Annotated in this window: 11 protein-coding genes and 1 pseudogene; 1 reads left to right on the top strand and 11 read right to left on the bottom strand. The window is 40.8% G+C overall.

All coding sequences use genetic code 11. The features are described 5' to 3' along the window. The 4 genes and pseudogenes from ACEW80_RS12075 to ACEW80_RS12060 all read right to left on the bottom strand — a co-directional run. Positions 1–225: pseudogene (locus ACEW80_RS12075) on the bottom strand (hypothetical protein); the annotation flags it as partial. A gap of 512 nt (positions 226–737) precedes the next feature. Then, a complete protein-coding gene (locus tag ACEW80_RS12070; RefSeq protein WP_373526802.1) occupies positions 738–1,049 on the bottom strand; it encodes a hypothetical protein in 312 nt (103 codons plus the stop codon). Positions 1,050–1,051: 2 nt separating this feature from the next. Continuing rightward, a complete protein-coding gene (locus tag ACEW80_RS12065) occupies positions 1,052–1,333 on the bottom strand; it encodes a hypothetical protein (protein ID WP_373526801.1) in 282 nt (93 codons plus the stop codon). A 39-nt stretch (positions 1,334–1,372) separates the two neighbouring features. After that, the gene (locus tag ACEW80_RS12060) at positions 1,373–1,795 is read right to left on the bottom strand and encodes a hypothetical protein (RefSeq protein ID WP_373526800.1); all 423 of its coding nucleotides are present in this window, start codon (positions 1,793–1,795) and stop codon (positions 1,373–1,375) included. 1,014 nt (positions 1,796–2,809) lie between these two features. On the opposite strand from ACEW80_RS12060, the gene cysK reads away from it, so the two are divergent. Continuing rightward, the gene (gene cysK, locus ACEW80_RS12055; RefSeq protein ID WP_373526799.1) at positions 2,810–3,769 is read left to right on the top strand and encodes a cysteine synthase A; all 960 of its coding nucleotides are present in this window, start codon (positions 2,810–2,812) and stop codon (positions 3,767–3,769) included. Positions 3,770–3,895: 126 nt separating this feature from the next. Here the strand turns inward: cysK and ACEW80_RS12050 are convergent, their stop codons facing one another. The 7 genes from ACEW80_RS12050 to fdxB form a co-directional block, all read right to left on the bottom strand. Further along, on the bottom strand, positions 3,896–4,369 hold the full coding sequence (locus ACEW80_RS12050; protein ID WP_373526798.1) for a nitrogenase-associated protein: 474 nt from the start codon (positions 4,367–4,369) through the stop codon (positions 3,896–3,898). An 84-nt stretch (positions 4,370–4,453) separates the two neighbouring features. Next, complete coding sequence (locus tag ACEW80_RS12045) at positions 4,454–5,065, bottom strand: cupin (RefSeq protein ID WP_373526797.1); 612 nt, start codon at positions 5,063–5,065, stop codon at positions 4,454–4,456. A gap of 199 nt (positions 5,066–5,264) precedes the next feature. Beyond that, positions 5,265–5,750 carry a hypothetical protein gene (locus ACEW80_RS12040; protein ID WP_373526796.1) on the bottom strand — a complete coding sequence of 162 codons (486 nt, stop codon included), beginning with the start codon at positions 5,748–5,750 and terminating at the stop codon, positions 5,265–5,267. Between the two features lie 90 nt (positions 5,751–5,840). Next, complete coding sequence (locus ACEW80_RS12035; RefSeq protein ID WP_373526803.1) at positions 5,841–6,440, bottom strand: heme-copper oxidase subunit III; 600 nt, start codon at positions 6,438–6,440, stop codon at positions 5,841–5,843. 519 nt (positions 6,441–6,959) lie between these two features. After that, a complete protein-coding gene (ctaD, locus tag ACEW80_RS12030; protein WP_373526795.1) occupies positions 6,960–8,651 on the bottom strand; it encodes a cytochrome c oxidase subunit I in 1,692 nt (563 codons plus the stop codon). A gap of 63 nt (positions 8,652–8,714) precedes the next feature. Further along, entirely contained in the window at positions 8,715–9,728 is a 1,014-nt protein-coding gene (locus ACEW80_RS12025) for a cytochrome c oxidase subunit II (RefSeq protein ID WP_373526794.1), read from the bottom strand. A 722-nt stretch (positions 9,729–10,450) separates the two neighbouring features. Further along, positions 10,451–10,744 carry a ferredoxin III, nif-specific gene (gene fdxB, locus ACEW80_RS12020; protein WP_373526793.1) on the bottom strand — a complete coding sequence of 98 codons (294 nt, stop codon included), beginning with the start codon at positions 10,742–10,744 and terminating at the stop codon, positions 10,451–10,453. Positions 10,745–10,967: the final 223 nt, after the last annotated feature.

Raw genomic sequence — 10,967 nt, 5'->3', positions numbered from 1 at the left:
TATTTCTTTTTGAGCTTGCACACAGGAAATCATTTCGTCAGAGCAATAAATTCCTATATATTGCAAACGTCTGGCAGGTCGTCCCCAAAAACAGGTGATGACTTTCACATAACACCCATCCAGCAATTCCCCAACTTGCGGGTAGTAATGGTTGACGACTCTTGTGAATTCTTTGGCTAAGATATCTTCAGCAATCATTGGAACTGATATTTCTGTAGCGTCCATCACGCTATTTAATATAACATAATTTTGTCAGTTAAATATGACAAAATAGCTTATTAAGCTTAAATAAAATATTAAATATCATCCAAAAAAAGAGGTGTACCTTATTTGGTATCACCTCATATTTGCGTAAAGCATCTTTATTTTGAGTAAAATATCGACCTTGCTAAATCAAGGGATGAAATTTTATATATTGAAATCCAAAACTCCTTATACTCTCCGCGTCTCTGCGCCTCTGCGTGAAAAAATTATCCCACAAATATGCAACTCCGAACTATCAAAGTATTACTTTAAATACCTCTAACTTTGGCCAATAGAATTAGCAGCTATACAGACAAAACCCACCTCCGTGGGTTTCAAATTCCTGATTTAGCCGCGATTTCTAATCGCCAGGTATATTTGCAAAAGTGAGATGCACCCAAATACTCTGATATCGAAAATTATGAATTCAAATCAAATGTATTTAACTACCACATTTCAATGTTGAATTCCAAACTTTGAATTTTTAATTTTTACTATCGAGCATTGCGTTCACAAACTAAGACCTCTGCTATAATATCTGGTACATTTATGAAGTCCGTAAATCCTCCAGAACCATCTATCGGTGATATAAAGGTATAGTTTGGGTCACACACTCCATTGTCATATACTTGAAGAAACCACCTATCTGGAAATCCTTCTATACCTAATTCCACAGTATACCAACTCTCGCCAATCAGACGAGAGTTAAAGATTGTGAACCAGTCTCTGTTCTCTTCTGAAATATTCCAATCTGCCATCAGCAGTTCTAAAGCTATTTGTCCCGCATCCGTCGAAGTCAATAGCATTTTTACTCCTTATTTGCAACTTCAGGATTTGCAGCTTCAGTATTGGGAACTTCAGGGTATAAACCCAGTTCTTTAGCAAGCTCACGTGCAACAAAAAATAAAAATTGGGCACCATCTTGATTGCCTTCATGAGCAAACATAGTTGCTACTTGTAACATTGTTTCTACAAAACCAGAATCAATCAATTCTGGCTTAGATTCCAAAATTTCTGGTTCCTGACCATTAGGGCATTTCAGTAACTCATCAATCAGATTAAAATACAGCTGTTGGCGTTGTTCTGTCATGGTAATTTTGTTGGTTTGAGTGAGTAAATTGTGAATTGGTTACTGTTCGATGCTTTGCTGCCACAGTCTTTCCAACATTTCAACTTGTTCTTTTAAAAGAGCCGCACGATGAACAAGATATCTGTCGTAAAAGAGAATCCCCAGCCCAACACAAATAGGGGTTAACAAGAAGAACCATTGCAGGATAGTGGCAAATTTATATTCTTCAGCAACACTCAGCATTTGATGAACCACATTACGGTCAGAGAATTGGATACTAGTCTGAGGGGAATGTGTACCTTCTGTCTGGGGAACCAAGGCGAGAGCATCTGTATTAGCCTTGTTAACTTCGTCGGCTAGATTCTGGGATTTTACTAAGTCTAGATGTCGCTCCCAAATTATGCCAAATACTACTAGTTCTGGAGAAAGCACTGCTAAGGTAACTACGCAAACTGTAAGAACATTTAAAAGTTTGGCTTTCATCTTGGCTCTCCCTTGCTAGGTAGTATGCCCCCAGTAAGAAAATATCTTTTGCTGTTTATCTAAAGTAGCTATATATTTCTACCTCTGAAACAGTTTTGATATTAAAATATGTCTAAACGGTAATTTTCAAAATCGTTAGTTGTCAGTTATTTTTCTAATTATCACTGACCACTGACCACTGAAAAGTTACCAAACTTTTCACAAAACGTAGGATTAATCAGTCAGAAATAACGCACCCATATTCAAAGAATGTGGTTTCATCCTACTCTCAAAAGAGAGATTAAGAAGTCCCCCCTAGTTCACTAAGCTTTCGCTCAGGAATGTTGGGGGGTAGAGGGGAATCTCTGCGTAAATCCTATACGATTTATATCAGCCCCTCTCCACTAAACAGTTTATCTCAGCCCCGTTAAGATTATTAAATTCATTAGAATAGTACTCAAAGCTTGTAATTCCCACCCGATAAGTCTTACAAAATTTCATTGGGGTATGGGTGCTAGTGTTTTTAGGACGGGGTTCTAGTATTTTCGAGGTGGGGTTCTGGTATTTCTGCACTCAACTTAAAAGCAATGTAGGCAATGGTTAAGGACTGTTTTTGAGACAATTATGGGCGGACAAAACCTGCACTCAAAAGAAAATATCAATGTCTCTTGATAAAGATAGACTAATAAATTAAGAAAAACAATTAAATGTTTTGAAAGTAAATTATATTCCCATAACAAATACAAAATATTGAAAATAATGGGAAAAGCTATGCATATATACAGAATTTTAGAAACCGAATCTCAGCCAAAGAGGCAATAATTAGCAATTTTAAATGCTAAAATACAAGTATGTGCTAGTGAGAATCATTAGGAACATCTGATAAAGGTTCTTCCTAAACTTTCATATTTTGCGGTTTAGTTAAAATACATAGTATATGCACTCATTGGCACTAAACTACAAATTAAATACACAAAAGCTTATTGTTATAACTAAACACTCTGTAATAAGTTTTAGGATTTTAGGAGTTAAATAATGCGGATTGCTAAAGATGTAACAGAACTTATTGGACGAACTCCTTTAGTTCAACTCAATAAGATCCCTCAAGCTGAGGGAGTAGTAGCAAGAATAGTTGTCAAATTAGAAGGGATGAACCCGGCGGCTTCGGTGAAAGACCGGATTGGGTTAAGTATGGTACTCTCAGCAGAAGCCGCTGGATCAATTTCCCCGGGAAAAACCATTTTAGTGGAACCTACTTCAGGTAATACAGGAATTGCTCTAGCGATGGTAGCAGCAGCACGTGGCTACCGTTTGATTTTGACAATGCCTGAGACGATGAGTCAAGAACGACGGTCTATGCTTAGAGCTTATGGTGCAGCTTTAGAGTTGACACCTGGTGCTGAGGGAATGCGGGGAGCTATTCGCAAAGCTGAAGAAATTGTGGCTAATACTCCCAATGCTTTCATGCTGCAACAGTTCCGCAACCCTGCCAATCCCAAAGTTCACCAGGAAACCACCGCAGAAGAAATTTGGGCGGATACAGATGGGGAAGTGGATATCGTCATTGCTGGGGTAGGTACTGGTGGGACGATTACTGGGATTGCAGAAGTACTTAAACAGCGCAAGCCGACTTTTCAAGCGATCGCAGTTGAACCCAGCAACAGTCCAGTTCTCTCTGGTGGTGAAGCCGGTCCACATAAAATTCAAGGTATTGGTGCTGGATTTATCCCAGATGTTCTCCGCCTAGAATTGGTTGATGAAGTAATTAGAGTCAGCGATGAACAAGCGATCGCCTATGGCCGACGTTTAGCAAAAGAAGAAGGCTTATTGTCTGGGATATCCTCTGGTGCAGCTTTGTGCGCCGCAATTCAAGTAGGTAAACGTCCAGAAAATGCCGGACGTTTAATCGTGATGATTCAGCCTTCCTTTGGCGAACGTTACCTTAGCACACCAATGTTTCAAGACTTGTCTTTAGAAACTGCTGGGGTGCGTTAAGCAGAATGGGGGGAGATGAGGGAGCTTCTTGAAATTACCCCTCCCCCCTCTAGGCTACGGTGCAATACGGTTCAGTTAAGGAGAATCGTATTGCCCTATAGCCGACTAATGCTTACAGCCACCTTGCTAATTATGGTGATGATGACTGTGATTATGACCGTGGGAGCAGTTTTGCAAATCTTGCTTCATCAGGTTTTCGCTGATTTCCTGCAAGGATTCGTCCACAGGCTTTAAGCCAATCCAAGCATCAATCTTTTCTACATCAAATCCTACCTCGCGGCGTAGGCTTTGCCCGCCGGAGGCATCGCCTATTTCTAACAAAGGACGGCGAATTAACAGTGGCTCTCTCAGCATCAGCACCAAAGCGGTTTCTGCATCAATTGTTTCAGGAACCACCTCACCAGATTTTACCTTGGGGGCGGAACGGTTAAACCATTCAGCTACGGGGCGATCGCCAAAAAATGAACGCAACCGCTCAACTGTCCAAGGTTCTGTTAGCAGGTTGTATGGTATCACCTCATGACCGGCAGCTGTGAGCAAAACTTTTTGCTTAGTACCACCTTTACAGCCTGGTTTGCTATAGAAAATTACTCTTGCCATTTAACTACCTTCTAATTACTCAATTGTTTGTAGTTGCGCTTTAGCGCTAAAGCGCAACTACGAGCCTGATATGACGATTCCTAATCAAAAATTCCTAGCCTTATGAGTAACCGAGTCAAACTCAAATCTCTCATTTGGATCAGTTTCGCCGTAAACATTAAAAGTTACAGTTGGTTCATCACCCACTGCTTCTACACTGTGAATTGCATCGGGAGTAAAGCTAATAATGTCTCCTGGAAATAGAGTTACTTCTCCCGTCGGTTCAATTTTGTCCTGAAAATCTGGGCTAGGGGTGCGTCGCCAAAAAGTATTTTTTTCCTGACCTTTTAACACCGCCACTATTCCCCAAGTCCCATGATTATGAATGGTTGATCGGGTTCCCGGCGCAAATGTTACTGTTTGCACCGTCAACGGAAAACCCAATTCATCATATAGGAGTAAAACAGAGGTTCCCATTTTGGGTGAAGGCTCTAAATTTTGACTTCGCACCCAGTAGGAATTTACTATTAAACGCCTTACAAGCATTCGGATTTCTGGCAGACGACTGGCTTGATTATCCACACTATTGAGAACATCTTCCACCTCAGTTAAAAACCGATAAAGGCGGTAATTTTCTCTCAATAAATCCCATGCTCTCACAGATTTACAGGCTTGATACTGACCATCCCCTGTTACCAGCCAATCCCTACCTTTCATAAGTTTTAAATTGATAACGGAGAAGATTGGATGACAATGATTGGCGAGATATTAGGAAGATTCCCTCCAGGAAGTTTAGTAGGTATGGTAATAACAGGGAAGATAGAGTTACTATCAGTAGCCGCTCCCAATAGGGAATATGATCTAGTAGATAACCAATTGTTCATGATTTTCACCTTGATTTTTCATTGCTGACTCATTAATCATCTTCTTCTGCTGGACGTGTCAAAATATCCAGGAGAATCCCAGCACCAAAATCATTCTTGTCGTCTATCTGTTTGACTCTGGTGCTGATTTCTTTTGCTTCCTCAATTGCTCCTAACTTTGCTAGTACTAATCCCGAAGCAGCATAAGCATTTAAGTACAATCGAATTTGTGTGTCTTCTTTGCGATTGACTAATATCGGCTTAAGTTGCTCCCAGTCATCAGGAAGTTTTTCTATTTCTTTAATTTTATCTAATAATTTGACTGTTGTTTGTAATGCAAGAGAATAATTATTTTTATAATAGAAAAATCTATATGCTGCTACCAAGACATCTATATTTTCACCAGTTTGGGCTAAAGCTTGTTGAATATATTTTTCGGATTCTGATGTGTTTTCCCAGGTTTGTGCAGCTAAAATTAATAAACTTTTGATGTCCTCTGGAACCTGGAACCATGAAAATTTGTTTGTATCAAGTTGCATAATAAAGTCCTAAATGGGGAGTGGGGAATGGGGAGTAGGGGGAGTGAGGGAGATGAATTAATAACTAATGCCCCATGCCCCATGCCCAATTTAAAACAATGTGAGAACGTACACCAAGGTAAATAAAACAATCCAGATAATGTCTACGAAGTGCCAGTAAATTTCTGTCATTTCGATGAAAGTATGATTGGTTGCAGAATATTCACCGGGAAGGCGCGATCGCCACAATACACGTAATATCAATAACAGTCCGATAAAAACGTGTAAACCGTGAAACCCTGTCATGATATAAAAGCAGTTGGCGAAGACGTTGGTAGTCAGTCCATATCCTAATGTCGAGTACTCATAAACCTGACCACCTAAGAAAATTGCCCCCATGAGTGCAGTAATTGTGTACCACAGTTGCATTCCCTTGACGTTATTCTTTTTAATCGCCGTATCACCGAAATGAATCACGAAACTACTAGACACCAGAATAATGGTGTTAATTGTCGGCACAAGTAGTTCTACTTCACTTCCTTCTGGAGGCCAAACGGCTGTAGTACTTCGGAAAAACAAATAAGTGGCAAAAAATCCGCCAAACATCAGGGATTCAGAGGCAAGGAATGTCAAAAGTCCCCAAACTCTTAAATCTGGATGTTCTTCGTGTCCGGCACTGTGATCTTCGCTCGTCGTTGTAGCTATAGTCATAGATTTTTTGACAATATTATCTGCTGCGTCTGTTGTGGAAGCTTGAATAAAGAATGAAGTCTGAATCAGCAAAATTTCCATTCTTTATACAAAATCCTTGTTTAGCCAAACTCTTGACTTGTTCAGGAATTTTCAAAATTCCGAGTTTCGTTTATTGAATTCGGGCGTTCGTTTATTGAATTCGGGCGTTCGTTTATTGAATTCGGGTGTTCGTTTATTGAATTCGGGTGTTCGTTTATTGAATTCGGGTGTTCGTTTATTGAATTCGGGCGTTTGTTTATTGAATTCGGGTGTTTGTTTATTGAATTCGGGTGTTTGTGTTCCAAGCTTGAAGTTCCGAGTTCCAAGCTTGGAGTTCCGAGTTCTCAAATCAAATTACTAGAAATTGTAGTCAGCTTGAGTGCGATTGCACTACTCACTCTACTAACGGCGAATAGAGGGTTGGAATTTAAACGCAAAGGTTAGCGCAGAGGAACGCAAAGGTTTAATCAAAGCAATTTTTTTTGATGAAATGCTGTACTAAGCAGTAGCTTCTGGCGTTGCAGATGGCTGTATTGCAGTACTATGACCATGACCGTAGTCATAAGGGCCATGAGTGACAACGGGCAACACTTCCCAGTTTTCAATTGCGGGTGGTGAGCTAGTTGTCCATTCTAAAGTCAAAGCTCGCCAAGGATTATCACCTGCCAAAGGCCCCTTCAGCCAACTGTAGATCATGTTGATGGCGAAGGGAATTACCGATATCCCCAAAACAAATGAACCAAAGGTACAAATTTGATTGAGGTCGATAAATTGGGGGTCATACATTGCCACTCGTCGCGGCATTCCTTTTAAACCCAACTCGTGCATGGGTAAAAAGGTCAGATTTGTGCCGATGAAGGTCAGGGCAAAGTGAATGCGTCCCCAGGTTTCATTTAGCATTCGTCCGGTCATTTTGGGGAACCAGTGATAAATACCGGCGTAGATGCCAAACACGGAACCGCCAAACAGAACGTAGTGGAAATGTCCGACTACATAATATGTGTCGTGGACGTGAACATCAAAGGGGGCTGTTCCCATCGTCACACCACTTAAGCCGCCCATGACAAACATCGACAACAAACCAATGGCGAAAAGCATCGCACTGGTGAAGCGGATTTTACCACCCCACAGAGTCGCAACCCAGGCAAAAATCTTTACGCCAGTGGGAACTGCAACTATGAGAGTAGAGATGGTGAAGAACATCCGCATCCAACCGGGTGTGCCACTGGTAAACATATGGTGTACCCAGACGAACAAACCGACAACGCAGATGGCTACACTAGAATAAGCGATCGCTTTATAACCAAATATTGGCTTCCGAGCGTGAACTGGAATTACCTCCGACATGATGCCGAAGATGGGCAGAATCATTAAATATACTGCCGGGTGAGAATAAAACCAGAATAAGTGTTGATAAATTACAACGTTACCGCCTGCATCTGGTTTAAAGAAGGAGGTGCCAAAGTTGAGGTCAAATAACAGCAGAATTAAACCGGCTGCTAATACAGGTGTGGAGAAAAGTGCCAGCAGGGAGGTTGCCAAGATTGCCCAGCAAAATAGGGGTACTTGATCCCATTTCATGCTAGGAACCTTCATCATCAAAATGGTGATCACAAAGTTCAGCGAACCCAAAATTGAGGAAGTTCCCACCAAAACGATCGCCAGTATCCACATAGTTTGAGCGATTGGTGCTGTCACCAAACTCAATGGTGGGTAAGCTGTCCAACCCGATTGTGAACCGCCAAAAAAGAAACTACCTAAGATCAGCGCTCCGGCTGGTGGATTTAACCAAAAGGCGATGGCATTCAGCTTCGGGAAAGCCATATCCCTAGCACCGACCATCAACGGCACCAAGTAGTTACCAAATCCCCCAATGGCGCTAGGGACAATCCACAGGAAGATCATGATCGTCCCGTGATTGGTCATGAAAGCGTTATACAGATTGGGGTCAAGTACGTCTGCGTCTGGTGTTGCTAATTCGACACGCAGAGCGATCGCCATCAGTCCACCGATAAGATAAAATACAAAGGCGGTCACTAAGTATTGGATACCAATAACCTTGTGATCAACATTAAATGTAAAATAATCCTGCCATTTCCACGCCTTCAGATGAGAGGTGTGGCCAACCGCCAGAGTTTCCGGTTTATTTTCTTCTGGTGGAGTATTCAGTGGAAATTCTACTTGCGTCATATTCTTTTACCACTATGCGCGACTCTTGTACAGACACTATGCGCGTCTCTTGTACAGACGCGATTAATCGCGTCTCTCTTGACCAATGACTACTGACTCTAAAGTTGCTGCACTAATTCCCATATCATGGGTATGGGGCGCAAGAAACTCTGATGTTGATAACTCAGCTAAATTAACTGCAACGACTTGATTTAGGTTTTGCTGTTGAGTAATCTGATTTTCTGTCCGCCAGCTATCATATTCTTCTGGTGTGTGGACAATTACCTGTGTCCGCATTGAACCGTGATAACCACCGCATAACTCAGCACAAACTACGGGATATGTACCTGGTTTTGTGGCAACAAATCGTAGTTGGGTAGGGATACCGGGAAGTGCATCTTGTTTTAGGCGGAAGTTTGGCACCCAGAATGAGTGAATTACATCTTGTGCTGAAAGATTGAGTTGCACATCAGCACCGACAGGTATGTGCAATTCTCCAGATGTAATGCCACTATCAGGGTAATTAAATATCCAGGCGTACTGTATGCCTTTGACATCAACAACTAAATCGGCTAGTTTGTCTAGGGTTTGAGGAGACGCGCCAATACCAATTTTAGGGGCAATTTGAGGGGCAATTGATGGAGCAGTAGTTGCTTGGGAGGTATCGCTTAATGTACCTGCAAGAGCGGTTCCTGGCGCATGAGCAACATGAGCTGCTGAATGAGGATGACCCGCAGGTTCAAAGCCGCCCATTTGGTTAAAAACATCTACACTGTAGATGCCCAAACCGAGAACAATCACTGTTGGGATTGCTGTCCAAAAGATTTCTAAGGGAACGTTGCCTTCAACTGGTAAGCCATCGGTATCATCACCGCGACGGCGACGAAACTGAATCAAAAAAGTCACAATTGTTCCTTCTACCACCAAAAAGAGTGCGATCGCAATGGTAAACATGACATTGAAAAATGCGTCTACCAAGGGCGCTTGTTGCGATGCTTGTTCTGGCAGTAGAGTATGATTTTGACCGATCCAAATACTGATTACTGTGACTACTATACCAGCAACCAGAGTCCATAGTGAAACAGGAACTTTTTGCATATATGCTACCTGCTATTTAAGCGGTCATTAAAGGTGTGATTTTCTGGGATCAGGAGATTGTGATTAGGTATTTAGATACTCTCTCTTGTACAGAAGCGATTCATCGCGTCTCTCCCCACTCCCAGTTGATCGCATCCTGCACTTTTGATGTATCAACCTAGCCAAACAAGATAATGCTTGATTTTTTATCTTGTATTTTGATGATTTTTACCATAGTCGTGGCTACTGGTTTTTACATTTTTACAGGTCAGCGTTTTTTGTCTTCACTTATTAACTTTCTATCTCACTCTGACAAAAATTGGGGGAATTTTCCAGATAATTTCATATCCTTACCCCCAAAACTTAACACTATATTTAAATTTCTGTAACGCCAGCTGCTGCTAATGCAAAAAAATTAGGTACTCCAAGATGACACTATTAGCCTTAATATTGATCAGACTAGCAACGCAGGGCGGAAATCAAAAGTCAAAAAGCCTATACAATAAGCTTTTTATTGACTTTGAATGATTTCTCTATTTACGCCATGCTGTACTAGTTGAGCCGCAAGTATGAATTTGTGAATAACTAACAATTTAAGATTTACAATTCTGTTTACTGTGAACTCTTTGCTAGTTACAGTAAGTATCTATAATTCCCCTCTAATTACCTTGCTTAGTGCCTTTGTGCTTTATTTCCAGAGTACCCTTTATAACCAGAAAAACCTTAAGCCAATCCCCAAAGTTTTAATTGTCTACTACGGTATGGCTGTAGCAATTCTTGGGACATATCCGTGAACAAGCCTCACAACCAATACAATTTTCTGGATTAGCAACAACCATTACTTTGCGCTCAATTTCATCATCTTCTTCATCCTCTACAAATTCCCCATCTTCATTGAGAGCTTTCAATGTTAATACATTGTGACCACATATTTTAAAGCATCTGCCACAGCCGATACATTTTTCGTAGTCAATTTCCTGGGCAAATTTAGGTGTCCAGGGATTACCTCCAAATGTCAATCCTGTTAGTTGTGCCATGAATAAACGCCTACGAATTTGTTTGTACTTTAATCATCATCCTAACTCAATATTATTGTCTTGCTTTACTGTTAAACAATTATTTTTTGTCGAATTAAATTTCCATGACTTTGTAAAAAATATTCTGTAAATTTATCTATATCAGCTATTAGATGAAACTTATTATCAATAATTCCGGAAGTAAACTTAGTAGTAAGTTAGTAGTTTTATATAAATTAAATCT

It is taken from the genome of Nostoc sp. (assembly GCF_041747015.1).
Classification (GTDB): domain Bacteria; phylum Cyanobacteriota; class Cyanobacteriia; order Cyanobacteriales; family Nostocaceae; genus Nostoc.
This window is presented reverse-complemented; position numbering and strand designations above follow the sequence as displayed.